At 68.0% G+C, this 26590-nt stretch carries 29 protein-coding genes and 1 tRNA gene; 12 read left to right on the top strand and 18 right to left on the bottom strand.

Annotation, left to right across the window (positions count from 1 at the left end):
* Positions 1-65: 65 nt before the first annotated feature.
* The gene (locus ABTW65_RS12610; protein WP_350660476.1) at positions 66-848 is read left to right on the top strand and encodes an alpha/beta fold hydrolase; all 783 of its coding nucleotides are present in this window, start codon (positions 66-68) and stop codon (positions 846-848) included.
* Positions 849-855: 7 nt separating this feature from the next.
* On the opposite strand, the gene ABTW65_RS12615 is transcribed toward ABTW65_RS12610, so the two are convergent.
* The 7 genes from ABTW65_RS12615 to ABTW65_RS12645 all read right to left on the bottom strand — a co-directional run bounded on the left by ABTW65_RS12615 (position 856) and on the right by ABTW65_RS12645 (position 7066).
* Positions 856-1803: an alpha/beta fold hydrolase gene (locus tag ABTW65_RS12615; RefSeq protein WP_350660478.1), complete on the bottom strand. Its 948-nt coding sequence runs from the start codon at positions 1801-1803 to the stop codon at positions 856-858.
* 435 nt (positions 1804-2238) lie between these two features.
* Positions 2239-2610, bottom strand: coding sequence for a hypothetical protein (locus ABTW65_RS12620; protein ID WP_350660480.1), 372 nt, complete (start codon positions 2608-2610; stop codon positions 2239-2241).
* Between the two features lie 186 nt (positions 2611-2796).
* Positions 2797-2875 (bottom strand) — tRNA-Gln (locus ABTW65_RS12625).
* Positions 2876-3125: 250 nt separating this feature from the next.
* Entirely contained in the window at positions 3126-3809 is a 684-nt protein-coding gene (locus ABTW65_RS12630) for a type 1 glutamine amidotransferase domain-containing protein (RefSeq protein WP_350660482.1), read from the bottom strand.
* 37 nt (positions 3810-3846) lie between these two features.
* Positions 3847-5439 carry a succinic semialdehyde dehydrogenase gene (locus ABTW65_RS12635; RefSeq protein WP_350660484.1) on the bottom strand — a complete coding sequence of 531 codons (1593 nt, stop codon included), beginning with the start codon at positions 5437-5439 and terminating at the stop codon, positions 3847-3849.
* Position 5440: 1 nt separating this feature from the next.
* Complete coding sequence (locus ABTW65_RS12640; RefSeq protein WP_350660486.1) at positions 5441-6391, bottom strand: acetoacetate decarboxylase family protein; 951 nt, start codon at positions 6389-6391, stop codon at positions 5441-5443.
* Positions 6392-6487: 96 nt separating this feature from the next.
* Entirely contained in the window at positions 6488-7066 is a 579-nt protein-coding gene (locus ABTW65_RS12645) for a TetR/AcrR family transcriptional regulator (protein ID WP_350660487.1), read from the bottom strand.
* Between the two features lie 62 nt (positions 7067-7128).
* Between ABTW65_RS12645 and ABTW65_RS12650 the strand changes: the two genes are divergently transcribed.
* Positions 7129-8364 carry an NADH:flavin oxidoreductase/NADH oxidase family protein gene (locus ABTW65_RS12650; RefSeq protein ID WP_350660489.1) on the top strand — a complete coding sequence of 412 codons (1236 nt, stop codon included), beginning with the start codon at positions 7129-7131 and terminating at the stop codon, positions 8362-8364.
* 2 nt (positions 8365-8366) lie between these two features.
* Here the strand turns inward: ABTW65_RS12650 and ABTW65_RS12655 are convergent, their stop codons facing one another.
* Entirely contained in the window at positions 8367-8945 is a 579-nt protein-coding gene (locus tag ABTW65_RS12655) for a hypothetical protein (RefSeq protein ID WP_350660491.1), read from the bottom strand.
* A gap of 263 nt (positions 8946-9208) precedes the next feature.
* Here ABTW65_RS12655 and ABTW65_RS12660 point away from each other — a divergent pair, with 263 nt between their 5' ends.
* Together ABTW65_RS12660 and ABTW65_RS12665 are read left to right on the top strand one after the other, a co-directional pair.
* A complete protein-coding gene (locus ABTW65_RS12660; RefSeq protein ID WP_350660493.1) occupies positions 9209-9472 on the top strand; it encodes a GlsB/YeaQ/YmgE family stress response membrane protein in 264 nt (87 codons plus the stop codon).
* Complete coding sequence (locus ABTW65_RS12665; protein ID WP_350660495.1) at positions 9469-9636, top strand: hypothetical protein; 168 nt, start codon at positions 9469-9471, stop codon at positions 9634-9636. Before ABTW65_RS12660 ends, ABTW65_RS12665 begins: the two co-directional genes overlap by 4 nt.
* A gap of 57 nt (positions 9637-9693) precedes the next feature.
* On the opposite strand, the gene ABTW65_RS12670 is transcribed toward ABTW65_RS12665, so the two are convergent.
* The 7 genes from ABTW65_RS12670 to ABTW65_RS12700 all read right to left on the bottom strand — a co-directional run bounded on the left by ABTW65_RS12670 (position 9694) and on the right by ABTW65_RS12700 (position 16170).
* On the bottom strand, positions 9694-11211 hold the full coding sequence (locus ABTW65_RS12670; protein WP_350660497.1) for a long-chain-fatty-acid--CoA ligase: 1518 nt from the start codon (positions 11209-11211) through the stop codon (positions 9694-9696).
* Positions 11212-11244: 33 nt separating this feature from the next.
* Positions 11245-11697 carry a MaoC family dehydratase gene (locus ABTW65_RS12675; protein ID WP_350660498.1) on the bottom strand — a complete coding sequence of 151 codons (453 nt, stop codon included), beginning with the start codon at positions 11695-11697 and terminating at the stop codon, positions 11245-11247.
* Entirely contained in the window at positions 11694-12443 is a 750-nt protein-coding gene (gene fabG, locus ABTW65_RS12680; protein ID WP_350660500.1) for a 3-oxoacyl-ACP reductase FabG, read from the bottom strand. Before fabG ends, ABTW65_RS12675 begins: the two co-directional genes overlap by 4 nt.
* Positions 12440-12580, bottom strand: coding sequence for a hypothetical protein (locus ABTW65_RS12685; protein ID WP_350660502.1), 141 nt, complete (start codon positions 12578-12580; stop codon positions 12440-12442). The genes fabG and ABTW65_RS12685 overlap by 4 nt, the downstream gene beginning before the upstream one ends.
* A gap of 65 nt (positions 12581-12645) precedes the next feature.
* Positions 12646-13863, bottom strand: coding sequence for an acetyl-CoA C-acetyltransferase (locus tag ABTW65_RS12690; protein WP_350660504.1), 1218 nt, complete (start codon positions 13861-13863; stop codon positions 12646-12648).
* A 218-nt stretch (positions 13864-14081) separates the two neighbouring features.
* Positions 14082-15431, bottom strand: a complete 1350-nt coding sequence (locus ABTW65_RS12695; protein WP_350660505.1) for an MFS transporter — start codon at positions 15429-15431, stop codon at positions 14082-14084.
* 121 nt (positions 15432-15552) lie between these two features.
* On the bottom strand, positions 15553-16170 hold the full coding sequence (locus tag ABTW65_RS12700) for a TetR/AcrR family transcriptional regulator (protein WP_350661243.1): 618 nt from the start codon (positions 16168-16170) through the stop codon (positions 15553-15555).
* 139 nt (positions 16171-16309) lie between these two features.
* On the opposite strand from ABTW65_RS12700, the gene ABTW65_RS12705 reads away from it, so the two are divergent.
* Both ABTW65_RS12705 and ABTW65_RS12710 read left to right on the top strand, forming a co-directional pair.
* Entirely contained in the window at positions 16310-17182 is an 873-nt protein-coding gene (locus ABTW65_RS12705; RefSeq protein ID WP_350660507.1) for an enoyl-CoA hydratase/isomerase family protein, read from the top strand.
* A gap of 34 nt (positions 17183-17216) precedes the next feature.
* Positions 17217-18446 (top strand): acyl-CoA dehydrogenase family protein, encoded by a 1230-nt coding sequence (locus ABTW65_RS12710; protein WP_350660509.1) that lies wholly within the window; start codon positions 17217-17219, stop codon positions 18444-18446.
* Positions 18447-18471: 25 nt separating this feature from the next.
* Here the strand turns inward: ABTW65_RS12710 and ABTW65_RS12715 are convergent, their stop codons facing one another.
* Together ABTW65_RS12715 and ABTW65_RS12720 are read right to left on the bottom strand one after the other, a co-directional pair.
* Entirely contained in the window at positions 18472-19134 is a 663-nt protein-coding gene (locus ABTW65_RS12715; RefSeq protein WP_350660511.1) for a TetR/AcrR family transcriptional regulator, read from the bottom strand.
* A 109-nt stretch (positions 19135-19243) separates the two neighbouring features.
* Positions 19244-20014 carry an SDR family oxidoreductase gene (locus ABTW65_RS12720; protein WP_350660514.1) on the bottom strand — a complete coding sequence of 257 codons (771 nt, stop codon included), beginning with the start codon at positions 20012-20014 and terminating at the stop codon, positions 19244-19246.
* 181 nt (positions 20015-20195) lie between these two features.
* Here ABTW65_RS12720 and ABTW65_RS12725 point away from each other — a divergent pair, with 181 nt between their 5' ends.
* From ABTW65_RS12725 to ABTW65_RS12745, 5 genes are all read left to right on the top strand, one after another.
* Positions 20196-20330: a hypothetical protein gene (locus tag ABTW65_RS12725; protein WP_350660516.1), complete on the top strand. Its 135-nt coding sequence runs from the start codon at positions 20196-20198 to the stop codon at positions 20328-20330.
* Positions 20327-21340, top strand: coding sequence for an NADP-dependent oxidoreductase (locus ABTW65_RS12730; protein ID WP_350660518.1), 1014 nt, complete (start codon positions 20327-20329; stop codon positions 21338-21340). The genes ABTW65_RS12725 and ABTW65_RS12730 overlap by 4 nt, the downstream gene beginning before the upstream one ends.
* A gap of 184 nt (positions 21341-21524) precedes the next feature.
* On the top strand, positions 21525-22088 hold the full coding sequence (locus tag ABTW65_RS12735) for a DUF1269 domain-containing protein (protein ID WP_350660520.1): 564 nt from the start codon (positions 21525-21527) through the stop codon (positions 22086-22088).
* 50 nt (positions 22089-22138) lie between these two features.
* The gene (locus tag ABTW65_RS12740; protein WP_350660522.1) at positions 22139-23236 is read left to right on the top strand and encodes an ATP-dependent DNA ligase; all 1098 of its coding nucleotides are present in this window, start codon (positions 22139-22141) and stop codon (positions 23234-23236) included.
* A 33-nt stretch (positions 23237-23269) separates the two neighbouring features.
* Positions 23270-23794 carry a hypothetical protein gene (locus ABTW65_RS12745; protein WP_350660524.1) on the top strand — a complete coding sequence of 175 codons (525 nt, stop codon included), beginning with the start codon at positions 23270-23272 and terminating at the stop codon, positions 23792-23794.
* Between the two features lie 198 nt (positions 23795-23992).
* Here the strand turns inward: ABTW65_RS12745 and ABTW65_RS12750 are convergent, their stop codons facing one another.
* A complete protein-coding gene (locus tag ABTW65_RS12750; RefSeq protein WP_350660526.1) occupies positions 23993-25078 on the bottom strand; it encodes a DNA polymerase domain-containing protein in 1086 nt (361 codons plus the stop codon).
* A 139-nt stretch (positions 25079-25217) separates the two neighbouring features.
* On the opposite strand from ABTW65_RS12750, the gene ABTW65_RS12755 reads away from it, so the two are divergent.
* Positions 25218-26483 (top strand): PA0049 C-terminal domain-containing protein, encoded by a 1266-nt coding sequence (locus ABTW65_RS12755; RefSeq protein ID WP_350660527.1) that lies wholly within the window; start codon positions 25218-25220, stop codon positions 26481-26483.
* The last annotated feature ends 107 nt before the right edge of the window (positions 26484-26590 follow it).

Here is a 26590-nt window from a genome sequence, read left to right on the forward strand (position 1 = left end):
ATCCCGGCGCGGCGAGCGCATCAGGGGATCCCCTGCCCGAACCCGGAGCGCGCTAGCGTCGGGTCATGGATGTCGTCGAGATCGACGGGTTGCGCCTCGCCTTCCGGCGGGCCGGGAACGGTCCTGCGGTCGTGTTCGTCCACGGCGGCGCCGAGGACGGCCGCGCCTGGACCCCACAGCTCGACGCGCTCTCGGACGAGTTCACCGTCATCGCGTGGGACGAACCGGGCGCCGGCGGCTCCGACGACGTGCCCGCGGGCTTCGCACTGAGCGACTATGCAGACCACCTGGCCGGACTCATCCGCGCGCTGGACGTCTCTCCGTGCACGCTCGTCGGGCTCTCCTGGGGCGTGACCGTCATCCTCGAGCTCTACCGGCGCCACCCCGAGGTGGCACGAAGCTTGGTGCTCGCCGACGGCTACGCCGGCTGGCGCGGCTCGCTCGGACCCAACGAGGCCGACGCCCGCCTCGCGGGCCTGCTCAACCAGCCGTCAGACAGCTTCGACCCGACCCTCCCGGGCCTATTCGCCGGCCCTCCGCCAGCGAAGTTCATGTCCCTGCTGGAGGCGATGGCAGCCGACGTACGCCCCCACAGCATGCTGACCGCCCTGACCGCGATGGCTCACGCCGACCTGACCGACGTGCTCGGGGCGATCCAGGTGCCCACCCAGCTCATCTGGGGCGCCCTCGACGTACGGTCGCCTCTATCCGTTGCCCACGAGTTCGAGCGCCAGATCGAAGGCGCCAGCCTCGAGGTCATCCCCGACTGCGGCCACGTCAGCAACCTCGAGGATCCGCAGACGTTCAACGACATCCTCCGCAGCTTCCTCCGCCGCCACGCTGCATGACCCGCACTCACACTCGAGATGCACCTCGCCCGAGCCATTCGAGAATCAGGCGGTTGGTCTCCTCCGGCAGCTCCTGCTGGATCCAATGGCCGCAGTCCAGCTCCACGACCTCGACGCGCGGTACGAACACCTCGAGGTTCGGCGCCCTCATGACCGTGTCACGTGCTCCGTAGATCATCAGCGCCTGCTGGCGGACGATCGGGTCGACGTTTTCCATCAGCTCCCAGTTGCGGTCCACGTTGCGGTACCAGTTCACGCTCGGAGTGAACCCCGATGCCCCGAACGCCTCGACGAACACCGCCAGCTCGCCGTCGCTCATCACGGGCTCGCCGCGTGGCGTCTCGGCATGCGCGAGGTTGATGAGCGGCATGCCCGGCTCCGGCTCGGCCGCGGGCTCGTTCCTGCGGTACAGGTTGCGCAGGAACTGGCGGGCGTTCGCGTCGAACACGGCGTCGGCCACCCCGGGTTGGCGGTTGAAGTGGACGAAGTACGAGTCGCTGCCGACGATCGCTTCGATGAACGTGAGGGGCGGCACCTCACCGCGCTCCATGTACGGCACGCTGAGCGCGATCACCTTGTTGACTCGGGTGGGATGCAACACGGCAGCGCTCCACACCACGTTCGCGCCCCAGTCGTGGCCGACGAACGTCGCATCCTCGTATCCGAAGTGGTCCAGGAGACCGACGAGGTCGCCGCACAGATGCAAGATGTCGTAGTCGGAGACCTCGGCGGCGCGCGACGAGTTGCCGAAGCCACGCTGGTTGGGGGCGATGACGTGGTAGCCGGCCGCGGCGAGCGCGCTCATCTGATGGCGCCATGAGAAGGCCAGCTCCGGCCAGCCGTGGCAGAGGACGATGGGATTGCCTGCGTTCTCCTGCCCCGCCTCGAAGACTTCGAGCTCGATCCCGTTGACGGCGATCATGCTCGGCTCGGGAAAATCGATGGGTTCTGACACTGCTTTGTCCTTTCAGCGACATGCCGATGCGCACCGTGCGGCGATCGGTTGATGTGACCGTAGAAGCCATCGCGGACAGGAACCGTCCTCAATGCTCGGCAGATTGAGAACCCGTCGGCTGACCCCACCGAGGCACAGCCAGGCCCGCGCGCTCCAAGAGGCGAACTTCAAGCCCATCGAAGGGTGTCCGTGCTGGGCCACTCGCTGGCAACGCATCTACAGCACTGGTCGAGGGCGACGGCGAGGGCGATCAGAAGCCTTAGTTATCTAGGCTTCGGTCATTTCGGTTCTAGCCAGAGAGAGCGGCGAGTCACGAGCGACCCAAGTTCAGATGACCTGGGCCGTTCAGCTTCTCAGTCGAGATGCAGCGAAGACTGACGAGACGTGATCAAGCGACTCTCCCGGCGCGCCGGCGAGCATCGCACGCGTCGAGTCTTAGGGACCATTCAGTTCTGGGAGATGAACAAGTCGCTCCTGCCCCCACCACTTTGACGACTCAGAGATCCACTGCTCCAGGCGCCACCCAAACTCGAACGCTCGATTAGAGATCTCGTCGACGTCGGCAATCTCGATGACCTGGCATATCCGCCACGTTCCCGTGTCACCAGTGGAACGGACCTTCAGCGACAGCCAGACGTAGTCGTCTAGTTCTGGACTGGGACCTCCATACTGACTGGTCGGACCGAGTTCAGTACCCAGCATCGTCGAGACCTTCAAGCCTTGTCGCTCTGCCGAGCTGAATACGCTGCTCAGGATCTGATCGATGACGCTAGACATGAGCCAGTCGATCAAGTCCTCCTCTTCCACAGACATCACCATCCCGTACGTCGCGGCCAGATCGCCAAGCTTTCTTGGATCTCGACACTCAGGTTGGAGTCGACACGGCGAGCGACCGGGACCGTTTCTGAGCCGCTGTGTGCCATTCCCGTGTGCCATCCGGAACGACAAGGCCCGCCTTGATCTGCCAAAGTGCAGGTCAAGACGGGCTCTCTGCTCCCCGGGTAGGAGTCGAACCTACGTCGCTAGTCCTGATTCAAAGTCAGGCGGGCCCTGCCGGCAGACCAACCGGGGAACGTACGCCGAAACGCACGGGACAACTGTAGACGGCAGCGCCCCCACCGCGCGCACTGACACTGCATGCCGGTCGAGCCTGGACAGAGGGTCATGGGTCGGCGGCGAACCCCGAAACGAAAACTCAGCCCGTAAGCGAGATCTCCCCAACAAGAAGAACCGTGTTGGTCTCGACGCGCCTCCGCCTAGCGGCTCCGGCGGCTCGACCAGCGAGCAAGGCAGCTCCGGCGGCTCGACCAGCGGGTGGCCAGTCAGAGAAGCTCAGCGACCTTCTCGGCAGTCTCCTTCGCCGACCCAGGGTTCTGCCCGGTGACAAGGTTGCCGTCGACGACCGCATAAGAGACGAACGGAAGCTTGGCCTTCTCGTAGAGCGCACCACGCTTCTTGGCCTCGTCCTCGGCGTTGTATGGCACGAGCTCGGAGACCCGCGCGAGGACCTCCTCCTGCCAGGCGAAACCGGTCATCTTGCGCCCGGCGATGAGGTAGGACCCGTCGGAGAGGCGGGTGTTGAGCAGACCGCAGTAGCCGTGACAGACGGAGGAGACGATGCCGCCGCGCTCGTAGATCTCGCGGGTGATGCGCTGGAGCCCTTCGCTGTCGGGGAAGTCGTACATGACCGCGTGGCCGCCGGTGAAGTAGATGGCGTCGTAGTCGGCGGAGTCGACCTGGTCGGGGCTGAGCGTGTTCTCGAGCAGGGCCATCCGCTCCGGAGAGGCACGCCAGGCCTTGGCGGTCTTGTCGTAGCTGGGGAACTTCAGCGCCCGCGGCTCGAGGGGCACCGCTCCCCCGGCAGGGCTGACGAGGGTCTGCTCGAAGCCGTGCTCCTCGAAGACCTGCCAGGCGTGGGTGAGCTCGGAGAGCCACAGACCGGTCGGATGGGACGGGTCGTCGTAGTGACCGACGTTGGTGACGACGTTCAGGATGCGCTTGGTCATACCCTGGTCTCCTCCGTGTGCTGACGGCACGCTCGACTCACCGAACGCCGGTCCTGCGTAGTGTCTTCAGCGCGAGCGTAAGCATCCGCGACCACTGATCGTGGTTGATCGCGCTGGGCGGGGAGAATCCCTGGAACCGCTGATGGGCGACGGTCTGGGCCTCGGTGTACTTGAGCAGCCCGTCGGCGCCGTGCCTGCGTCCGAGACCTGAATCGCCCATACCGCCCATCGGAGCGTCGATGCTGCCCCAGGCCGCGGCGAACGCCTCGTTGACGTTGACCGTGCCGGCGTGGATGCGGGCCGCGACGGCCCGGCCCTTGGCGCCGTCGCGGCTCCAGACGCTGGCATTGAGGCCGTACGCCGTGGAGTTGGCCATCCTGACCGCGTCGTCGATCTCGGTGTAGCGGTAGATCGAGACGACCGGGCCGAAGGTCTCGTGCTCGAACAGGGTCATCTCCGGGGTGACGTCGGCGAGGATCGTCGGCTCGTAGAACAGCGGACCGAGGTCGGGTCGAGGTGTCCCGCCGGCGAGCAGGGTCGCGCCCTTGGCGACCGCGTCCTCGACGTGCGTGGAGACGGTGTCGAGCTGCGAGGTGGTCGTCAGGCTGCCGACGTCGATGCTGTAGTCGTAGGCAGCACCGATCCGGAGCTCCTTGGTCCTGGCCACGAACCGGGAGACGAACTCGTCGTAGATCTCGTCGGGGACGTACATCCGCTCGACCGACACGCAGAGCTGTCCGGCGGAGGGGAAGGAGGCTGCGATCGCGCCCGTCACCGTGCGGTCGATGTCAGCATCGGGCAGGACGATCATCGGGTTCTTCCCGCCGAGCTCGAGCGAGGCGCCGATCAGGCGCTCACCCGCACTCCGCGCCAGCTGACGCCCGCTGGCGGTGGACCCGGTGAACATCAGATAGTCGGCGCCGGCGAGCAGCGGGTCGCCGATGTCGCGGCCACGCCCGACGACGAGCTGCCACACGTCCTCGGGCAGGCCCGCCTCCTTCATCAGGTCGAGCGCCCACAGCGCGGTCAGCGCGGTCTGGGTGTCGGGCTTCTGTACGACGGCGTTGCCGGCCAGCAGCGCCGGAATCGTGTCGCCGGCCGCCATGCTGAGCGGGTAGTTCCAGGGCGAGATCACCGCGACCACACCCTTGGGGTGGTGCAGCTCGGTGGTGTGGGTGAGCAGCGGAAACGCCCCGCGACGCCGCTTCGGCGCAAGGAGACGCTCGACGCTGCGCGCGTAGTAGCGGGCCGTGATCGCGATGTCGGTGACCTCGAGGAAGGCGTCGCGACGGGTCTTCCCGTTCTCGGCCTGCATCAGGTCGAGCGCCTCGTCCTGGCGCTCGAGGACGAGGTCGTGGAACCGGAGCAGGATGCGCTTACGGTCGGCGATCGGCGTCGCCGCCCAGCCGCCCTGCACGGTTCGCGCCCGCTCAAAGGCGGTCTCCACGTCCTCCGGCGTCGAGGTCGGGAGCTCGGCGAGCTGCTCGCCCGTGTACGGAGCGGTGTTGGTGACGGCGGCCGCCCCCGGAGCGGCGGTGACCTGGCCGGCGAGCCGATGCAGCAGTGCGGGCGTGATCGAGGCGGGAAGACCGCGAGTGCGGGTCGCGGCGGCAGCGTGGTCGATGGACATGTCAGATCTCCGAACGGTCGGAACGCTGGGCGGTGGCCCGGACCGAGGTCGGCACGGGCATGTGGAGGGCGGCCTGGGCCTCGGTGGCGACGTCGAGGCGGAGCGTACGCATGGTCGCGAGGGATCTGATGTCGTCCGACATCCGCCCCTCACCGAGCTCCAGCTCGACACCGCGCGGCAGGCTCGAGCTGCCCGCGGCGAGGACGTTGGTCTGGTTGAGCGTCGACTGCCAGCGATCGCCGACCTTCGTGTAGGAGGTCAGCGACGAGACCCGCTCACCCGACCGGAACCCGGTCTGCGCCGGCGTGGGCGCCGAGAAGGCGACGTCGACCCCACCGGTGTCGTTGGCGACACGCGCAGTGCTGGTCGAGGCGTTGATCTCCACGTCGAGCTCGGTTACCCATTTCGGGAACCCGTAGCCGTCATGGCCACGGACCTGCGCGATCTCGGTGTTGACCGGCAGTGAGAAGACGTACGAGTGCAGGTGGTCGTTCTTGAGGCCGGCGACGAGGTCGACGAGACCGAGCCGTCCGTGCCGCGCCGGCCGCACCGCGACGCCGACCGCGGCCTCGGTGTAGAAGTCGATGTCGCACACGTCGTAGCGGAAGAAGATGACCGAGGCGAGCCCGATCCCCGGAGCGAGCTCGAGCGGCTCGAGCTCCTCGGGAAGGCGGGCTCGGATCGCCGAGGAACGGGCGAGCATGGTCAGCCGCGCCGAGGACATCCGGTAGTAGAAGTTGGGCGTGTACGTCGGGCCGATCGGCGAGTCGACGCGGGTCTTGGCGAGGGGACGGAAGAAGTCGACCCCGCTCACCCGTGGGTCGCGGGCGATCTCGTCGAGGTCGGGATTCATCTGGTAGCGGTCGTAGAACTCGCCACGGGGCACCTCGACCGTGCGCTCGCCCAGCTGGGCGGTCACCGTCTGCCGGGGCTGGTGTTCGATTGCAGCCATCGAAGACTCCTCAATGTTAACAATGCTTACATCAAGAGCCTACGGCGCAATGTAAGCAGCGTCAACACCGACCGGCGTGGCGAGCGCCACGCCCCGCTAGTCGGCGCGGGCAGCGAGGATCGCAGCGAAGGCGGCCCGCACGCGGTCGCCGACCTCGTTGACCGACTGCGCCTGGAGCTTGCCGTCCATATAGAGGTAGGCCATCCCATGCGCGAGCGCCCAGCCGGCCGAGGCGAGGGCATCCGCGTCGACATCGGGGAAGACCCTCGTCATGGCCAGCGCCAGCAGGTCATGGATCTCCGCGGCAGCCTGGACCCGCTCCTCGCTGCCCGTGTCGCACGCGTTACCGAACATCACCCGGAACAGCGCCGGCCGACGCAGCGCGAACTCGACGTACGCGACGGCGAACTCGCCCAACTCCGCAGCAGATTCCGGAAGGGCCCGCCCATCGGTCAGGTCGGCCTTCAGGTCGCGCAGCCCTTGGGCAGCCAGCGCGGACTCCAGGGCATCACGGTCCTTGAAGTGGCGGTACGGCGCCGTCGGCGAGACACCCGCCTCCCGCGCGAGCGCGCGGAGCGAGAACGGCTCGCCATCCTCGAGCATCCGCATCGCGGCAGACAGGAGCGAGGCCCGGAGGTCGCCGTGGTGATAGCCACTCTTCTCAGAAGTTGACACTGCTTACATTCCTTTCTACGCTCATGTGAGCACCGTAAACATACCGCACTCAGGAGCAGTTCATGTCATCCGTATTCGAGCAGTTCACCCTTCCCAACGGCTCCGTGCTCCCCAACCGGCTGGCCAAGGCCGCCATGGAGGAGAACATGGCCGCGGCCGGCCAACTCCCGGACGCCCCTCTCGTCCGGCTCTACCGCCGCTGGAGCCAGGGCGGGGTAGGTCTGATCATCACCGGCAACGTCATGGTCCACGCGGAGGCGCTCACCGGACCCGGTGGTGTCGTCCTCGACGCGGAGTCGCCCCTGGCCCCGTTCCAGGAGTGGGCGACCGCCGCGAAGAGCGGGGGCTCGCAGGTGTGGATGCAGATCAACCACCCCGGCCGCCAGGTGCGCGCCGACATGCCCGGCGTCGCCTGGGGCCCCTCGGCCGTACGCGTCGACGTCGGCAAGAACACCAAGCGGTTCGCCCAGCCCGTCGAGATGACCGCGACGCAGATCGAGGAGACGGTCGCGCGGTTCGCCGAGACCGCCCGCCGGGCCGAGAAGGCAGGCTTCGACGGCGTCGAGATCCACGCCGCCCACGGCTACCTGCTCTCCCAGTTCCTCTCGCCGCTGGCCAACCAGCGTACCGACCGGTGGGGCGGCGATCTGGCCAACCGGGCCCGGCTCCTGCTCGACATCGTCCGGGCCGTACGCGCCGTGGTCTCCCCCGGCTTCGCCGTCGCAGTCAAGCTCAACTCCGCCGACTTCCAGCGTGGCGGATTCGACGCCGAGGACGCCAAGGCGGTCATCGAGATGCTGGCGCCGCTGGGCGTCGACGTCGTCGAGCTCTCCGGTGGCAGCTACGAGGCCCCGGCCATGACCGGCCAGGCCAAGGACGAGCGCACCGAGGCCCGCGAGGCCTACTTCCTGACCCTCGCCGAGGACCTGGCCCGGACCAGCCCGCTGCCCCTGATGCTCACTGGTGGCATCGTCCGGCGTCCCGTCGCCGAGGAGGTCCTCGCCGGCGGCGTCGACCTGGTCGGCATGGGCAGCGCCCTGGCGGTCGACCCCGACCTGCCGAACACCTGGCGCCACGACGCCGAGGCACGCGTCGACCTGGCGCCAGTCCGGATCGAGGACAAGGCCGTCGCCTCGGCGGCGAGCATGGCCCGCGTACGCCAGCAGCTGCGCCGCCTCGGCGCCGGCCGCCGCACCCGCCCCGCCCTGGACCCCAGGCTCGCCCTGGCCAAGGAGACCTTTCTGCAGGGCCGCGCCCTGCGCCGCTACCGCACCTGGCTCCAGACCCGCAGCGCCTGACGTCAGCCGGTGATGTCGCCGAAGTCGCCGTACTGGGTCTGGTGCCAGGTGCCGTTGGATGGACTGGTCGCGACGAAGTCCGACCAGACGATGTTGAAGCTGACGATGGGCGAGAAGTACATGCCGGGCGATGGCCGCGGCCCGGTGCAGGTGCCGTCTGCCCCACACTGCCAGTCGAAGTCTGCGACGTGGCCGCTGAGCGGATACTGCGGGTTGAACTCTCCGGTCAACCGGGCGAACCGGATTCCGTGGAACGTGCCGGTGAGGCCCTCGCTGATCGTTCCGGTGCCGCCCGGGCTGACGCCCGCGAAGCTGGTCCAGGTCCCGTCGTACTCGATGCGGAAGCAGTAGTGCTTCTGACCGATCTTCCACACCTGGACGTGCTGGAGGTAGTCGTCAAGAGCCCAGACGTGCCCGTCGCTGCCGAAGTCCGCCACGTTGGTGTTGCCGATGGTCACGTCGTACAGCGTCGGCCGGTCCGTCGGGCACCGGTCCTGCTCGGGAGGGCTCGCCGAGGCGTAGGGCGCGCCGCTGACGAGCAGCCCGAAGCACATGATCAACGCGATGAGAATCCGGCGCATGGCGCCACCTTCGCTTTCATCACCGCTCAGGCGTCGGAGACTTCTTCTGGGCGCGTCCTGAGTTCTATCCAAACTAGGTCTCGCCGACCACTCTGTCGTCCCCTAGATTGACCATTCGGTTTGTCAGATCTCGTCGCGTATTCGGCTCGGAATCAGCAATTGAGTGCGATTGGGCCACGTCTTTCTCTGCATCTGCGCTTCAAGATCGCTTCGAGTCGCCGAACACCGAAAAGAACGCATTTGGATGCTATAGATTTGCCGACATGCTCATCATCGCGATCATCCTGTTCGGCATCGTGGCAGGCGGCGTGGCACAACTCCTTCTCGGTCGTTCGATGAAGGAGATCGACTGGGCCACCGCGGCGGTGACGGGCCTCCTGGGCTCCTTCGTCGGCGGTCTGGGGCTCAGCCTCGCGACCGGCAACGGCCTCGATCTCCACCCGACCGGGTTGATCGGGTCGATCCTGGGAGCCCTGCTTCTCACCTGGGTGTGGGGGTTCTGGCGCAGGTCGCGTCAAGGCCAGTGAAGATCGCCTCGAGTTCGTCCACCTGGCGCCACGATGCCGAGGCACGCGTCGATCTGGCGCCGGTCCGGATCGGGGTCAAGGCCGTTGCCTCGGCCGCAAGCATGGCCCGCGTACGCCAGCAACTGCGCCGCTACCGCATCTGGCTCCAGACCCGCAGCGCCTGACCGGCAGCGCCCGGCTCACCGGTCGCTACCGTGAGCGAAGAATCCTGATCCCGCGGCTCAGTTCCGCAGCTCACGCTTGAGGATCTTGCCCGTCGCGCCCTTCGGGAGCGCCTCCAGCACCCGGACGTCGCGGGGATACTTGTAGGCGGCCAACCGCTCCTTGCAGTGTGCCGTGAGCTCCGCCGGTCCGACGGTGGCGCCGGGCTTGAGGGCGACGAAGGCAATGACCTCCTCACCCAGCCGGTCATCGGGACGGCCTACAACGGCGGCCTCGACGACGTCCGCGTGTTCGTAGAGCACCTCCTCCACCTCGCGCGGATAGACGTTGTATCCGCCGCGGATGACCAGGTCCTTGAGCCGGTCGACGACGAAGAAGTAACCCGCGTCGTCCTGGTAGCCGAGGTCGCCGGTGTGGAACCAGCCGCCCCTGATCGCTTTCGCCGTGTCATCGGGCCGCTTGTAGTAGCCCTTCATGACGTTGTGGCCGCGCACCACGATCTCGCCTACGTTGTCCTCGCCCGGTGGCAGTGCGTTGCCTTCGGGGTCGACGACGCGCACCTCTACGCCCCAGATCTGCTTGCCAACCGAGTGCACCTTTCGCTGCTCGGCGCTGATGTTGAACGTCGTCGTGCTCGCCGTCTCCGAGAGTCCGTAGCCCTCGAGGATCACGACGCCGCGCACCTTCTCCTCGAACTCCCGGATCACCTCACCAGGCATCGAGGCGCCGCCGGAGATGCACGCTCGCAGCGCGGAGAGGTCGCGACTGCCGAGCTCCTCCTGGAGCAGCGCCACGTACATCGTCGGCACGCCGGCGAAGATGGTGCACTGATGCCTCTCGAGCGCGTCGAGAGCGACCTTCGCCTCGAACCGCGGCAGCAGCACCAGGCTCGCACCGAACCGGACGACGTTGTTGAGAACGCTGGAGAGCCCGAAGACGTGAAAGAACGGCAGCACCGCGAGCGAGACGTCGTCGGCACTGACCTGGAAGAGCTCGCCCGAGACGGTGCAGTTCATGTAGAGCTGGAAGTGGGTGAGCTCGGCACCCTTCGGCCTGCCCGTGGTGCCGCTGGTGTAGAGCAGCACAGCGGTGTCGTCGGCGGACGTCGCGTAGACGTCGCCGTCGTCCTCGCCGGCCAGCAGCTCGTCGAAGGAGCGCGCGCCCTCCGGCGCAGCGCCCTCACCAACGCTCACGACGTACGTCGGTACGCCACCGGCCGCCCGCGCCCCGGCCAGGCCTGCTCCGACGGAGGACTCGAAGGTGACCAGCATCCGGGCGTCGCTGTCCTCGAGGTGGTATGCCACCTCAGGACTGGCCAGCAGCGGGTTGAGCGGCACCATCGTCATGCCCGCCTTCAGGATCCCGAAGTAGCTGATCAGGAACTGCGGCAGGTTGGGTAGCTGCACGGCGACCTTGTCGCCCGGCTCGAGACCGCGGGTCCGCAGCGACGCCGCGAGCCTCCCCGAGAGCGCGTCGACCTCGGCGTAGGTGAACGCCGTGTCGCCGGCGTGCACCAGCGGCTTGTCGGGCCGCGCGGTAGCGGACTCCCTCAGCATCGTGGCGAGGTTGAACGACATCTGTTCTACTGCTCCTTCGTTGGGAGGACGGGCTCAGGGCACGACGACGGCCAGCGACTCGACCACGCAGGCCGGCTTGTCGCCGCCGTCGCGCTCGATGGTCACCCGGGTGGCGACCTGGTAGCCGAGCGAGCTCGGGGTGACGGCGAGCAGCTCCACGCCGGCGCGTACGCGGGATTCGACCGGCACCGGGGAGGGGAAGCGGAGCTTGTTCGCGCCGTAGTTGACGCCCATCTTCACGCCCTCGAGCCGGTAGACCTGGGCGGCGAGCATCGGCAGTAGGGAGAGGGTGAGGAAGCCGTGTGCGACGGTCGTCCCGAACGGCCCTGCCTCCGCCTTCTCGGCGTCGACATGGATCCACTGATGGTCGCCGGTGGCGTCGGCGAACAGGTCGATCTGCTTCTGGTCGACGGTGTGCCACTCGGAGTGGCCCAGGTGCGTACCGACCGCCCCCTGGAGCTCCTCGATCCCGTTGAAGGTCCTCATGACTTCGGCCCTCCCGCGACGTAGAGCACCTGGCCGGAGACGAACCCGGCGCCCTCGCTGGCGAAGAACGAGACCGCGTGGGCGATGTCCTCCGGCTTCCCGGTGCGCGCGACCGGGATCTGCGCGGCGGCGCCCTTCTTGAACTCCTCGAACGGGACCCCGACACGCTCCGCGGTGGCGGCGGTCATCTCGGTCTCGATGAAGCCGGGGGCGATCGCGTTGGCGGTCACCCCGTAGCGGCCGAGCTCGAGGGCGAGCGTCTTGGTGAAGCCCTGGACTCCGGCCTTGGCGGCGGCGTAGTTGGCCTGGCCTCGGTTGCCGAGCGCCGAGGTGCTCGACAGGTTGACGATCCGGCCCCAGCCGGCCTCCCGCATGTGGCTCTCGACGGCGCGGGTGAGCAGGAACGAGCCGCGCAGGTGCACGCTCATGACCGAGTCCCAGTCGTCGACGCTCATCTTGAAGAGCAGGTTGTCGCGGATGATCCCGGCGTTGTTGACCAGTACGGTCGGGGCGCCGAGCTCGCTCACGACTCGCTCGACGGCGGCGGCCACCTGCTCCTCGTCGGCGACGTCGGCACCGACGGCGATGGCACGTCCACCGGCGGCCTCGATCTCGTCGGCCACGCGCTTGCAGGCGGTCTCGTCGAGGTCGAGCACGGCGACGGAGAGTCCGTCGGCGGCAAGCCGCTTGGCGACGCCGGCTCCGATGCCGCGGGCAGCTCCGGTGACGATGGCGGTGCGGGTCATGTGTTCACTCCTGGTGGTGTCGGGGAGAGGGGGACGAGCCCGGCGAGCGTGGCTCGGGTGCACTCGGGATCGGTGTGCTGGATGGCCTGCATGCCGAGCGCGCGGGCACCCAGCACATTGGGCTCAGCGTCGTTCACGAAGAAGACCTGTCCGGGCGGCAGGCCGACGCGCTCGAGGGTCGATCGAGCGGCTCATCGGGCCGTCAAGAGAGCCGCTCCAGCACCATCGCCATGCCCTGGCCACCACCGACGCACATCGTCTCGAGGCCGAACTGCTTGTCGTGGTGCTGGAGAGAGTTGATCAGCGTGCTGGTGATGCGTGCACCGGTCATGCCGAACGGGTGGCCGACCGCGATCGCCCCGCCATTGACGTTGAGACGGTCCTCGTCGATCCCCAGCTCGCGCGCCGAGCCGATGACCTGGGCGGCGAAGGCCTCGTTGATCTCGACCAAGTCGATGTCGTTGATCGTCAGGCCCGCGCGTGCCAGCGCCTGCCGGGACGCCTCGACCGGGCCGAGGCCCATGATCTCGGGCGAGAGGCCGCTGACGCCGGTGCTCACGATCCGCGCGAGTGGGGTCAGGCCCAGCTGCTTCGCCTTGGTGTCGGACATGACCACCACCGCGGCGGCGCCGTCGTTGAGCGCGCAGCAGTTGCCCGCGGTGACGGTGCCGTCGGGGCGGAAGACCGGCTTGAGCGCCGAGACGGCCTCCAGGGTGACGCCCGCGCGGGGACCGTCGTCGGCACTGACCACCGTGCCGTCCGGCAGGGTGACCGGGGTGATGTCCTTGGCCCAGAAGCCGTCGGCGATGGCCTGCTCGGCGCGGTTCTGGCTGCGTACGCCGAACGCGTCCTGGTCCTCGCGGGTGATGCCGTCTCGCTGGGCGACGTTCTCGGCGGTCTGGCCCATCGCGATGTAGAGGTCGGGGAGCGCGCCGCGCTCCCGAGGGTCGGCCCAGGTCTCCCCGCCGCCGGCCAGCTTCTCAGTACGCGCCTGGGCGTCGGCGAAGAGTAGGTTCTGGGTGTCGGGCAGGCCGTCGGCGTTGCCCTTGAAGTAGCGGCTCACCGTCTCGACGCCGACGGAGAGGAAGGCGTCGCCCTCTCCCGCCTTGATCGCGTGCAGCGCCATCCGCGTCGTCTGCAGGCTCGAGGAGCAGTAGCGGTTCACGGTCGTGCCGGGCAGGTGGTCCATCCCCGCCAGCACCGCGACCGCTCGGCCGAGGTTGTTGCCGGACTCCCCGGCGGGCTGACCGACGCCCAGCATCAGGTCGTCGAGCTCACGCGGGTCGAGCTCGGGCACCTTGGCCAGAGCGGCCTGCACCATCTGGACGGCGAGGTCGTCAGGACGCATGTCCTTGAGCGAGCCCTTCACCGCCCGACCGATCGGCGAGCGGGCAGTGGCGACGATGACAGCTTCCGGCATGGGGCCTCCTCATACAAACTAAGCAGTTGCTTAGTGGGATTGCGAATAGCCTGCCCCAGTGATCGCCGTCACGTCAACGGTTCTCGGGGTATGACCAAACTCACATCGAGGCGGTGCCGACCAGCGCCTGCGCCCGGTAGACGAACGATCAGGACAGAGTCGTGACGGTCCGTTTCTCGTGATGTGAGCTTCGTGGGGTTGGTGCTGGTGGCGCGCCGTTAGGGCGCCACGGCGTGGTTGACCGCGCTCTTGCCGCGCCTCGCGGCCTCCCGCGGGTTGGTCTCGGGCAGGACCAGCACCGAGACCACGGTGGCCAGGCCCATCACGAGTAGGAAGCCGGACACCGCCGCAGTCGTGCCGGTCGCTGCAAGGAGCGCGGTCATGATGAACGGCGTACCTCCGCTCACGACGATCGCGGCCAGCTGGTAGGCCAGCGACATTCCCGAGTAGCGCACGCTCGGCTCGAACAGTTCGGCGAGGTAGGCCGCCAACGGACCGTAGATCATGGTGCAGCCCATGCCACCCACCAGCGTCGCCAGCATGATCAGCGGCATCGAAGCCGTGTTCACCAGCCAGAAGAACGGGAAGGCCCAGACAGTGATCAGGGCGCTGCCGATCAGGATCAGCGGACGGCGCCCGATCCGGTCAGAGAGCCAGCCACCCGCGATCGTGACCCCGACCATGAGCGCGGACATCGCCAGCACGACCTGAAGCAGCGAAGCGTGCGCGAGACCGAGCTCGCGGGTGCCGTAGTCGAGCAGGCCCGCGATCGTGATGTAGAACATCGCGTTGGTGGCGAAGAGCAGACCGGCACCGAACAGGATCTCCTTCTTGTGGGTGCGCAGCGCCTGCGACAGCGGCGCCTTGACGACCGCCTGGGCGCTCTCCTCTGCCTTGGCCTGGAGCTCGCGGAACACCGGAGTGTCCTCGACCTTGAGCTGGATGAACATGACGACAGGGAACAGCAGCGCGCTGGCCAGGAACGGGATCCGCCAGCCCCACGAGACGAAGGCCGCATCCGACAGAGACGCTCCGACGATCAGGAAGGCGGCGTTACCGAGGATGACACCGAGAGGTACGCCGATCTGACCGAAGCTGCCGGCGAAGCCCCGCTTGCCCGTGCCCGCGCTCTCGGTGAGCAGGAGCGCGACACCACCCCACTGACCGCCGACCGCGATTCCCTGGACGAACCGCAGCACCACCAGGAGGATCGGCGCCGCGACGCCGATGCTGGCCGCCGAGGGCATCAGACCGATCGTGAACGTCGCCGCGCCCATCATCACCAGGCAGACCACCAGGGCGGGCTTCCTGCCGACCTTGTCGCCGAAGTGCCCGAACACGAGACCGCCGATGGGGCGGGCGACGAACCCTGCCCAGAACGTGCTGAAGGACAGCAGCGTGCCCATCAGGGGCGACGCGTCCGGGAAGAACACCGGCCCGAACACGAGCGCGGCGGCCGTCGCGTAGATGAAGAAGTCGTACCACTCGATGGCGCTACCGACCATTCCCGCGGCCATCAGCTTGCGCAGCGGCCCCTTATCGGCTCCGCCCTTCGCAGTCTCGTACATCCTGACCTCTCTTTCATACCGGCTAGTTGGTATGAGAGTGTGAGGTCAATCACGGCACAGGGTCAACCCGCCCGGACAGCGATCTCGCAGAGCGGGACCGGACCTTGCCGGGCCCGCGAGCTCAGCGGCTGGTCAGGCTGCCGAGGAACAGGTCCGCGAACGACCTGCCCACCTCTTCGACCGACATCGGGCCGCTCGGCTTCAACCACATCGGAAGGTGGTGCACGGAGCCGAAGAAGTAGTCGACACAAAGGTCCGCGCTCATGTCGTCGCGGAAGACGCCGGCCTTCTGGCCCTCCAGGATCAGGCCACGGAAGGTTTCGTGGTAGCGGCGGCGCTCGCGGCGCACCTCCTGCTGCTTCTCTGCGCTCATCTGGTGGAGCGAGCGGAAGAAGATGGTGGTGCTCTCCAGGTTGTTGGCCGTGGTGACGACGACGTCGGCACAGGCGGCGCGCAACCGGTCCTCGACCGGCCCCTCCTGGGCGACGGCGTTGTCGAGCCGCTCCTTCTGCATCCGGAGCACCCTGCCGTAGATCTCGTAGAGCAGGTCTTCCTTGGAGCTGAAGTAGTGGTACATCGCGCCCTTGGTGACGCCCGCCGCGACCACCACGTCCTGGACGGAGGTGCTCTCGAACCCCTTCTCCGCGAACAACTCGAGGGCCGCGGCAAGGATCCGCTGCGGCACGGTCTTGCCGTCCACCATCGACGGCGGACGACCAGTACGTCGCTGCGCCTGCACTGTCAACGGACTCACTCCCTCGGGACGATGTCCCGACAGACTAACCGACCGACGAGCATGCAACTCCTCGATCTGTCTTGACCCGGCAGGGGCCGGTCACTAACTTGAACCTGAATCTGAACTCAACTTTGGAGTCCACGTGAGAGAAGCAGCAGAGACGAGCCCCGTCCTGACCGACATCAGCGACGGCGTCGGCACGATCACGCTCAACCGGCCGGATCGGCGCAACGCCTTCTCTCACGAGATGCTCCAGGGGCTCGCAGCCACGACTGCGCAGATGGAGAGCGACCCCGCGGTCGGCGCCATCGTGCTGACCGGTGCGGGTGGTGCCTTCTGCGCCGGCGGTGACGTCCAGGGCTTCCACGAGTCCGGCGGAGAGGGCGGGGGCGCCGCCGTGGTCGACGAGGCCTCGGTCGACGCCCAGCGTCGGGTCCAGGAGGAGACGGTCGGCCGCCTCTACCGCTGCGCCAAGCCGGTGCTCGCCTCGATCCCGGGCGCGGTCGCCGGTGCCGGGATCGGCCTGGCGCTCGCCGCCGACCTGCGCATCGGCAGCACGCGCACCGTGTTCGCCACGGCCTTCGGCGGCGTCGGCCTCGCCGGTGACTTCGGCGTCACCTGGCTGCTGCACCAGCTGGTCGGCCCGGCCCTGGCTCGAGAGCTGCTCTTCCTCAACCCGCGCGTGCGTGGCGAGCAGTGCGCCGAGCTCGGCCTGGTCAACTGGATCGTCACCGAGGACGAGCTGGAGCCGAAGACCCGCGAGCTGGCGACCAGGCTGGCGGCGGGGCCTTCGCACGCGCTGGGCGCCATGAAGCAGAACCTGCTGCGCGCACCCGCCGAGGACCTCGCGGCTTCCATGCACGCAGAGGTGCCTCTGCACAAGGCCACGGGCCTCACCAGCGACCACGTCGACGCCGTCAGGGCGTTCGTGGACAAGAAGACGCCCACCTTCCCGGTCGGGTGGCACGCCACCGAAGACCTCGGCCCGCTCCGCTCCCCCTCCGCGCTCGACTGACCGAGCGCCCATCGATACAGACAAGGAAACAGACATGGAATTCAAGCTGTCCGAGCGTTGCGAGGAGTACCGCGAGAAGCTGCTCGCCTTCATGGACGAGCACGTCTATCCGGCCGAGCCCGTCTACACCGTCCAGATGATCGAGTCGGGCAACCCGAACTTCCATCCGCCGATCCTCGAGGAGCTCAAGACCGAGGCGCGCAAGCGGGGCCTGTGGAACCTCTTCCACCCGCACAAGAACGAGGAGTGGGGCTCCCCCGGGCTCAGCAACCTCGACTACGCCCCGCTGGCCGAGATCATGGGTCGCAGCCCGCTGCTCGCCCCCGAGGCGACCAACTGCAATGCCCCCGACACCGGCAACATGGAGGTGCTGGAGCTCTTCGGCACCGCCGAGCACAAGGAGAAGTGGCTCAGGCCGCTGCTCGCCGGCAAGATCAACTCGGCGTTCTGCATGACAGAGCCGGCCGTCGCCAGCTCGGACGCCACCAACGTCCAGCTGCGCATGGACCGCGACGGCGACGAGTACGTCCTCAACGGCCGCAAGTGGTTCGCCTCGAACGCCCTGCACGCGAACTGCAAGGTGCTCATCGTGATGGGCAAGACCGACTTCGATGCGCCCACCCACCGACAGCAGTCGATGATGGTCGTGCCGATCGACACCCCGGGTGTCACCATCGTCCGCGGGCTGCCGGTCTTCGGCTACCTCGACCGCGAGGGCCACGCCGAGATCCTCTTCGAGGACGTCCGGGTGCCGGTCAGCGCGCTGCTCGCCGGCGAGGGCGACGGCTTCATGATCAGCCAGTCCCGCCTCGGCCCCGGCCGGATCCACCACTGCATGCGCTCCATCGGCATGGCCGAGCGTGCGCTAGACCTGATGATCAAGCGAGCCCAGACCCGCGAGACCTTCGGCGAGCCAGTGGCCAACCGCGCCAACATCCAGGACTGGATCGCGGAGGCCCGGATCCAGATCGAGGCCACCCGCCTGCTCGTCCTCAAGACAGCATGGCTGATGGACACCGTCGGCAACGAGAAGGCCCGCACCGAGATCGCCGCGATCAAGGTCCTTGCTCCCACCATGGCCCTCGAGATCATCGACCGCGCCATCCAGGTGCACGGCGGCGGCGGGGTCACCGACGACTTCCCGCTGGCCAGCTTCTACGCCCATCAGCGCACCCTGCGGCTGGCCGACGGTCCCGACGAGGTGCACAAGCGCACCATCGCCAGGGTCGAGCTGCGTCGTATGCGGGACGCCGTCGCGGTGTGACCGCGACAGCGCTCCCTCGCGCGGGTCAGCTCGTGCGATCGACCGGGTAGTCGATGCGGAGCGCATTGCACCAGACCCGCGTGGCCGTACGGAGCAACTCGTCGAAGTCCTCGCCTTCATGGAGCACGAAGGCGTTGAACGCCAGCCTGCTGATCATGCCGGAGAGGGCTCGCGAGGTCATCATCGGATCGAGGGCGGGGTCGGCGAGCCCTCGGCGCTGCAGGTCCTCGATGCCCTTGGCGTTGCGCTCGACGAACGTACGGCCGCGCGCCTGGCGCATCGCACGAAAGTCGGGGTCGATGTTGGCCACCTGCTCGAGCAGCTGCATCAGCTTCGCGTTGCGCCGGTAGGACTCCAGATAGGCACGGTTGCTGGCCTCGATGATGACGCCCGGCTCCTCGTCATCGCTCACGTGCGGAGTGCCCGGGTGGAGCATCTCGTTCTTCGCGGCCTCCATGACCGCGGCGAAGATCTCCTCCTTGCCCGTGAAGTAGGTGTAGAAGGTGCCGGTGGAGCACTTCGCCTCGACGGTGATGTCGGTCAGCCGCGCGTTGAGATAGCCGTCGCGCTCGAACACCACCCGGGCCGCCGCGACCAGCGCCTGCCGCGTACGGGCGCCCCTGCGGGTGACCGGCTGGCGGCCCACCTCGTCCTCGGTCTTGTCGACCTCACCTTCGATGATCGACATGTCGGCTCCTCCGCTCTGGCCCGGACGACCTCCACGCCCGCGACTGACACCCGCAGATCACCTTAACTGAATCCGACCTCAACATCGTGGACGGTCGTGGGGAGCCCGCTCATCGGGCGTGGGTCACCCCACCATCCACCGTGATCGTGGAGCCGACGACGTAGTCGCCCGCCCGCGAGGCAAGGAAGATCGCGGCGCCGGCCATGTCCTCCGCCGCCCCGATCCGCTTCGCCGGGATGTGGTCGACGATCTCGTCGGCGTGGTCGCGGGCCTCCTTGTTCATGTTGGAGGCGAACGCGCCCGGCGCGATCGCCGAGACGACGATGCCGTCCTCGATCAGCCGCACGCCCATCCGGCGGGTCAGCTGGATCAGGCCGGCCTTCGAGGCGTGGTAGGAGTACGTCTCGGCCGGGTTGAGCGAGATGCCGTCGATCGAGGCGATGTTGATGACCTTGGCCAGATGGTCGGCCGAAGCCGCCACCAGCTCGCTCTTGAGCGCCTGCGTGAGGAAGAACGGCGTCTTCACGTTGAGGTCCATCACCTTGTCCCAGCCGGACTCGGTGAACTCCTCGAAGGGCTGCCCCCACGCCGCGCCTGCGTTGTTGACCAGGATGTCGAGGCGGGACTCGTGCTCACGGAAGGCGGCGACGAAGTCGGCGATGCCCGCGGTCGACGACACGTCGGCCGGGATCGAGACGCAGTGCCCGAGTTCGGAGAGCTCCTTGGCCGTGCGGTCGCAGGCCTCGGCCTTGCGGGCGGTGATGTAGGTGCGGACGCCGGAGCGTACGAAGCCTTCCGCGATCATCCGGCCGATGCCGCGCGAGCCGCCCGTGACGATCGCGGTGCGACCCGTGAGAGAGAAGAGGTTGTCGAGGTCCATGAGGCTCCTTCACCTGGGAAGACGCGTACCGAGACGGCAGCCCGGCACGGGCCGAGTGTGACCTACGCCGCATCGTTGGTCAAACATGACATCAACTTCAATATTGGCCTAACGTGTCAGACGTCACATTTCGTCACATCTGCTCGTAGACCGCGTACTCGCCGCTCCCAGGAGGTCATCCATGACCGAGTCCCCGATCCTTCGACCGACCACGATCAAGGAGCTGACCGATCTCGTCGGCACCGAGCTCGGACCGATCTGCGTCGCCGAGTCCATCGGTCGCTTCACCGAGCACCCGGCAGAGGCGGGCGCGTGACCACCGCGACCACCCAGGTACGCCTCGCCCGGCGGCCGCAGGGCTATCCCGACGCCGGCACCTGGGCGGTGACCACCGCAGAGCTTCCCGACCCCACCACCGGCCAGGTGCTCGTCAAGGTCGACCACCTCTCCCTCGACCCGGCGATGCGGGGCTGGCTCAACGACGCCCGCTCCTACATCCCGCCCGTCGGCATCGGCGAGGTCATGCGTGCCCAAGGCACAGGCACCGTCCTCGCCTCCGAGCACCCGGCCTACCCCGTCGGCACCGCGGTGACGGGCTTGTTCGGCGTCAGTGAGCACGCGCTGTGCACCCCGGCCGATGACACGAGTCTCGCCCGCATCGACACCGATCTCGCCCCTGCCCCGACATGGCTCGGTGCGCTCGGCATGCCCGGTATGACGGCGTACTTCGGCTTGCTCGACGTCGGAAAGCTCGCCGACGACAACACCGTGCTCGTCTCCGGCGCGGCCGGTGCGGTCGGCAGCGTCGTGGGCCAGGTCGCCAAGGCGCGCGGCGCCCGGGTGATCGGCATCGCCGGTGGACCGGACAAGTGCGCGTGGCTGCGCGAGATCGGCTTCGACGAGGCGATCGACTACAAGGCCGAGAACCCGCTCAAGCGCCTCCGCGAGGTCGCGCCCGATGGTGTCGACGTCTTCTTCGACAACGTCGGCGGCGAGATCCTCGACGCGGGGCTGGCCAACCTGGCCCCGCGTGCGCGCGTGGTCATCTGCGGCGCCGTAGCGAGCTACAACGCCGAGAAGCTGCCCGACGGCCCGCGCCGCTACATGTCGCTGCTGGTCTTCCGTGCGTCGATGACCGGCTTCGTGGTCTTCGACTACGAGGACCGCTACCCCGAGGCGGTCGCTGAGATCGGCCAGATGATCACAGACGGCACCCTGGTGGCGCGCGAGACCATCCTCGACGGCGGCGTGCAGGCCTTCCCCGATGCCCTGCTCGGGCTCTTCAAAGGCATCAACACCGGCAAACTGGTGCTCGCCATCGATTGACCGGGTAGTTGAGCGAGGCGACAGGGTTGATCGGGTCGATCCTGGGAGCCCTGCTTCTCACCTGGGCGTGGGGTTCTGGCGCAGGCCAATGATCAGCGCAGCGCACCATCCCACCCGCAGCGGGTGATGCCGCCAAGTCATGACCGTTCGAGAGTGGAATCTCAACCACCAAGGAGCGGATGTCATGGCAGACGAGACCAACAACCCTGACCTCGAGGTGAACGCGGCGTCCGTGTCCGACGGCGCCTACACCCTCATCATCGCGGACTTCAGTGACACGGACATGGCGTGGGAGGCGTACGAGACCCTCAAGTCGGTCGAGGACGGCCGCAGCGTCGAGATCGAGGGCGTCATCGTGGTCAGGCGTACGACCGAGGGCCGGCTGGAGATCCAGAAGGCAACCGACCACAGCACGAAGTCAGGCCTCAAGTGGGGCGTCGTCGGCGGCATTGCGCTCGGCGTGATCTTCCCGCCGTCGATCCTCGGCAGTGCCGCAGTGGCCGGCGGGGCCGGCGCCATCGTCGGAAAGCTGCGGCAGCGCCACCACAACCACGAGCTCGAGCAGAAGCTCGAGAATGCGATCACGCCGGGGCACTCCGGCCTGCTCGCCCTGGTTTCCGACCCCGGCGAGATCAAGATCCGCAAGGCGCTCGAGCGGGCGGAGACCATCGTGGAGTCCACCCTCGAGCAGGTCGAGGCAGACGACATCAAGGCCGCGGCCAAGGAAGTCCAGGGCGCCCACGCCTGAGCCGACCGAATGAGGCGGCGACCACACATCAACTGACCTATCGTGGCGACGTGGACCTTCCCGTGATGCCGCCGATCCTGCCGATGCTCGCGAAGCCTGCGAAGGGAGTTCCGGCCGACGGCGGCTATGCGTTCGAGCCGAAGTGGGACGGGTTTCGGTGCATCGTGTTCAAGGATGGGGACGAGGTGGAGCTGGCGTCGCGGAACACCAAGCCGCTGACGCGCTACTTCCCTGAAGTGGCCGAGGCGCTGCGGAAGGCGCTGCCGGAGAAGATCGTGCTCGACGGGGAGATCTTCGTGGCGATCGGGGACCGGCTGGAGTTCGAGGTGCTGCAGCAGCGGATCCACCCGGCCGCGTCGCGGATCACCCTGCTGGCGGAGGAGACGCCTGCTGCGTACGCGGCCTTCGATCTGCTCGCGCTGGGCGAAAAGTCGTTCCTCGACGAACCGCTGACGGAGCGGCGGGCAGCACTAGAGGCAGTCTTCGCCGAGGTGAGCTCGGACAACGTCCATCTCTGCACGACGACGACCGACCCCGAGGTCGCCCAGGACTGGTTCACCCGGTTCGAGGGCGCCGGTCTGGACGGGGTGATGGCCAAGCCGCTGGACGCCCCCTACGTCCCCGACAAGCGGACGATGCTGAAGATCAAGCACTCGCGTACGGCTGACGTGGTCGTGGCCGGCTACCGCGAGCACAAGACCTCGACGCCGGAGAACCCGCTGCTCGGGAGCCTGCTGCTGGGTCTGTACGCCCCCGGCGAGGACGGTCAGCCGGAGCTGCAGCACATCGGGGTCTCGGCGTCCTTCACCGCCGCGCGACGCGCCGAGCTGTGGCAGGAGTTGCAGGAGCTGGTCGTCCCGATCGAGGACCACCCGTGGGGGCGCTGGAGCGAGTGGCTGACCGCCAACCCCGACCGCGTCCCCGGCACGCAGAGCCGCTGGTCGCAGGGGAAGGACCTCTCCTTCACCCCGCTGCGGCCGGAGCGGGTGCTCGAGGTGGGCTACGACCACATGGAGGGACGCCGGTTCCGGCACACCGCCCAGTTCAAGCGCTGGCGCCCCGACCGCGACCCGGAGTCGTGCGGCTACGAGCAGCTCGAGGAACCCGTGGCGTACGATCTGTCGGAAGTGCTCGGAGGTCCCTGCTAAACAGCACAGTTAAATCCGGCTAGTGTCGGGGCCATGAGCTACGACGTCGTTCTCCTTGTCGAGCAGGCAATCACCCTCGACGACGCGACCCGGGTCCACTCCCTCCACGAGGGAGTCGAGGACCCGGTCTACCACGTGCTGCTGCCTCTGGAAGATGCCGCCGCACGGATCGAGTCGGCGATGGGCACGCTCAGCGCGGCCGAATATCTCGGCTCGGCGATGATGATGAACGAGATCGACCTCGACGCGGTGCGCGAGGAGGCCAAGGAAGAGGCCGAGAAGGCGCTCGAGCAGACCCTGAAGGTCCTGAAGACCTCCGGTGCCTCCGCCCACGGCGAGCTGGTGCAGGACCCGGTCAAGGCGCTGCGCGCCAAGGTCGCGGCGGTCGACGGCCGCGAGGCGATCATCATGACCCGCCCGCACGTGGTCGCGGAGTTCTTCCACGTCGACTGGACCCACCAGGCCCGTCGCCACCTCCACGTCCCGGTGCTGCACCTGATCGAGCACGAGAACTTCGACGAGCAGGCCGGCGAAGGCGAAGGAATCAGCGGCATGTGAAGCGTTTCGTCCCCATGACAGCCGAATCAACAGAAGTGACCGCAACACACCGAAGGTTACCGCTCTGTTACCGGCTCCACCTGGCAGTTGTGGACCACATTCCCCTAGTATCTTGGGGTTCGCTGTTCCGGGGGGATCCAGCGACGAGGAAGTGCCTGCTCGTGCGATCGGGGGATCCGCGCTGAGCGGGCACTTCTGCTATTTGTCGCCGATCCGGTTGCCCTCTTCGTCCCAGTGGGACGCGACCTTCTTGCTCGGCTGCACGCGCGGCGGCTCCCCCGGCATCTTCGGGTAGTCGGGCGGGAAGTTGAGCTCGCCTCCGGGCAGCTTCTCCCACAGCTCGAGAAGCGGCGTGAGGTCGTACGCCTCGTCGTCGATCTCCGCCCAGCGGTCGCCGTCGGCGAGGAAGTCGGGGACGGTGAAGAGGTTGAGCTCGCGCGGGTCCTTCAGGTCGGCCAGCTCGTCCCAGGTGAGCGGCGTGGAGACCGGGGCGCCGGGCTTGGGACGCAGCGAGTAGGCCGAAGCGATGGTCCGATCTCGGTTGTTCTGGTTGAAGTCGACGAAGATGCGCTCCCCGCGCTCCTCCTTCCACCACGCGGTGGTCACTCCCCCGTCGCGACGCTCCAGCTCACGGCCGAAACCGATCGCGGCGTGACGCAGATCCTCGAAGGTCCACTCCGGCCGGATGCGCACGTAGATGTGTACGCCACGGTTGCCGCTGGTCTTCACGAAACCGCGCAGGCCGAACTCTTCGAGGGTCTCCCGGGCGACGCCGGCGACCCGCACGGCGTCGGCGAAGTCGGTGCCCGGCTGGGGGTCGAGGTCGATGCGCAGCTCGTCGGGGTGGTCGACGTCAGCGCTACGGACGGGCCAGGGGTGGAAGGTGAGCGCGCCCATCTGGGCGCACCAGACCGGGATAGCGGGCTCGGTGGGGCAGATCTCTCGCGCCTTGCGCCCGCTCGGGAAGGTGATCTCGACCTCCTCGAGGTAGTCGGGGGCACCCTTGGGTGTGCGCTTCTGGTAGAAACCGTCACCCTCCTTGTCGGTGGGCCCGGTGGCCAGCTTCATGCCCTCGCGCCAGCCGTCGGGCCAGCGCTCCAGAGCAGTCGGGCGATCGCGAAGCGCCCGCATCAGCGGGTCGCCGACGGTCGCGAAGAACTCTGCGACCATCAGCTTGGTGACCTCGGGGGTGCGGTCGGTCGCCTCGTAGATCACCCGGTCAGGGCTGGAGATCCGCACCTCGCGCTCGCCTGCCTGCACGTGTGCCGCCGGTGTCTTCGCCATGGCGCCAACCTAGCCCGCTCCAAGCCCCTCCCCCAGCGAAATCGCCCGGACGACATCCGCAACTCACTGGCCAGTACGTCTTGAGACCGGCATGATCCGCCCCAACGTACGGCGACCGCCACGATCTCGGAGGACCCCCATGTCGACTCGAACCACGGCACTGACCGCCGCCACGGCGGCCCTGGCCGCCGCCATCACCCTCGGCCTCACCGGCGCGCCTGCGACCGCGAGCACCGGCCCGGCGTGCGGGACGGTCGCCTCGCCCGACACCCGGGTGGAGCACACTCGGCTCGCCGACCCGGCGGTGATCGACATCCTGGCGCGCTCCGGATTCGACGACGTCGCCCGCGCGGTGAGGACGGCCGTCTGCGACGCGGGCAGCAGCAGGGCCGCCACCGCTGCGGCACGGCTCGCCGGCCAGGCGCTGTGGCAGCGCGCGGTCGACCGGGTGCAGGGCCGCGGTGACGCCGGCGGCGACCTGCCGCGCAGCGACGACCGGCCGCTCTACTGGGCCCGACTGGCGGGCGAGCTGGAGATCGCGCGGGTCGCTCCTGCGTACCGAACCTGGTCAGAGGACACCCGGGCGAAGGTGCTGGCGGCCTTCGATCGGAGCTCGCGCGGGATCGAGTCGACCGCCTTCGCGCGCGGGGGGTCCGGCCGGTCACGGCAGGTGCTGGCTTCCGGATTCGACCCGTTCACCCTCGATCGCAACATCCGCCAGTCGAACCCGTCCGGGGCGACGGCGCTGGCGATGGACGGGCGCGTCGTGCACACGGCGAAGGGGCCCGTCGAGATCCAGACCGTGGTGTTCCCGGTGCTGTGGGAGCCGTTCGCCCAGGGCATCGTCGAGCGCGCCTTCTTGCCCCACCTGATCCCCGGCAAGCGCGACGTGGACACCGCCATCACCATCAGCCAAGGCCGCGCCGGCCGTTTCGACCTGGAGGTCTGGAACGGCGCCCATCGCGGCACCTTCCCCGACAACGACCGGGTCAGCGTCAACGAGACGATCCCGATCCCCGAGGACCTTCCTCATGCCGACCCGCAGCCGCAGTGGACCCGGACCACGCTGCCGGTCGAGGCGATGAAGGCGGCCGTGCCCGGCACCTTCCCGGTGAACATCAACCGGGTCGTCACCGAGATCCCGGCCGGATCGACCACGCCGGTCACCCGGGAGGACCCGACGCCGGGCTCCACGGCGGTCGCCGGTGGCGGCGGTGACTACCTGTCGAACGAGTCGGCCTACCGCACCACCGCCCTCCGCGACGCGCTCCAGGCCGACACCAAGCAGGGTCACATCCACGTACCGGTCCTCGACGGGGACGCCACCGGCGAACCGCTGGCCGACATGCGGGCCGACATCGTTGCGCAGGCCACCGATCTGGTGGCGGCTGCGGCGACGAGCTGATCCGGAGATGGACCGAAGGAGATGGCCCGAAGTGACTAGCCGTCGCCCGCACCGTTTTCATGCCCCCGGGCGTACTAGGGGCATGAAAACAGCAAAGGTCAGGCCTA

The organism is Nocardioides sp. NPDC127503 (assembly GCF_040302165.1).
GTDB lineage: Bacteria > Actinomycetota > Actinomycetes > Propionibacteriales > Nocardioidaceae > Nocardioides.

Bases quoted from the DNA above. Each gene is read 5' to 3' on its own strand.
- ABTW65_RS12610 (WP_350660476.1), top strand. From the start codon at position 66: ATGGATGTCGTCGAGATCGACGGGTTGCGCCTCGCCTTCCGGCGGGCC.
- ABTW65_RS12630 (WP_350660482.1), bottom strand. From the start codon at position 3,809: ATGACCAAGCGCATCCTGAACGTCGTCACCAACGTCGGTCACTACGAC.
- ABTW65_RS12635 (WP_350660484.1), bottom strand. From the start codon at position 5,439: ATGTCCATCGACCACGCTGCCGCCGCGACCCGCACTCGCGGTCTTCCC.
- ABTW65_RS12640 (WP_350660486.1), bottom strand. From the start codon at position 6,391: ATGGCTGCAATCGAACACCAGCCCCGGCAGACGGTGACCGCCCAGCTG.
- ABTW65_RS12650 (WP_350660489.1), top strand. From the start codon at position 7,129: ATGTCATCCGTATTCGAGCAGTTCACCCTTCCCAACGGCTCCGTGCTC.
- ABTW65_RS12655 (WP_350660491.1), bottom strand. From the start codon at position 8,945: ATGCGCCGGATTCTCATCGCGTTGATCATGTGCTTCGGGCTGCTCGTC.
- ABTW65_RS12660 (WP_350660493.1), top strand. From the start codon at position 9,209: ATGCTCATCATCGCGATCATCCTGTTCGGCATCGTGGCAGGCGGCGTG.
- ABTW65_RS12670 (WP_350660497.1), bottom strand. From the start codon at position 11,211: ATGTCGTTCAACCTCGCCACGATGCTGAGGGAGTCCGCTACCGCGCGG.
- ABTW65_RS12675 (WP_350660498.1), bottom strand. From the start codon at position 11,697: ATGAGGACCTTCAACGGGATCGAGGAGCTCCAGGGGGCGGTCGGTACG.
- fabG (WP_350660500.1), bottom strand. From the start codon at position 12,443: ATGACCCGCACCGCCATCGTCACCGGAGCTGCCCGCGGCATCGGAGCC.
- ABTW65_RS12690 (WP_350660504.1), bottom strand. From the start codon at position 13,863: ATGCCGGAAGCTGTCATCGTCGCCACTGCCCGCTCGCCGATCGGTCGG.
- ABTW65_RS12695 (WP_350660505.1), bottom strand. From the start codon at position 15,431: ATGTACGAGACTGCGAAGGGCGGAGCCGATAAGGGGCCGCTGCGCAAG.
- ABTW65_RS12710 (WP_350660509.1), top strand. From the start codon at position 17,217: ATGGAATTCAAGCTGTCCGAGCGTTGCGAGGAGTACCGCGAGAAGCTG.
- ABTW65_RS12715 (WP_350660511.1), bottom strand. From the start codon at position 19,134: ATGTCGATCATCGAAGGTGAGGTCGACAAGACCGAGGACGAGGTGGGC.
- ABTW65_RS12720 (WP_350660514.1), bottom strand. From the start codon at position 20,014: ATGGACCTCGACAACCTCTTCTCTCTCACGGGTCGCACCGCGATCGTC.
- ABTW65_RS12725 (WP_350660516.1), top strand. From the start codon at position 20,196: ATGACCGAGTCCCCGATCCTTCGACCGACCACGATCAAGGAGCTGACC.
- ABTW65_RS12735 (WP_350660520.1), top strand. From the start codon at position 21,525: ATGGCAGACGAGACCAACAACCCTGACCTCGAGGTGAACGCGGCGTCC.
- ABTW65_RS12745 (WP_350660524.1), top strand. From the start codon at position 23,270: ATGAGCTACGACGTCGTTCTCCTTGTCGAGCAGGCAATCACCCTCGAC.
- ABTW65_RS12750 (WP_350660526.1), bottom strand. From the start codon at position 25,078: ATGGCGAAGACACCGGCGGCACACGTGCAGGCAGGCGAGCGCGAGGTG.
- ABTW65_RS12755 (WP_350660527.1), top strand. From the start codon at position 25,218: ATGTCGACTCGAACCACGGCACTGACCGCCGCCACGGCGGCCCTGGCC.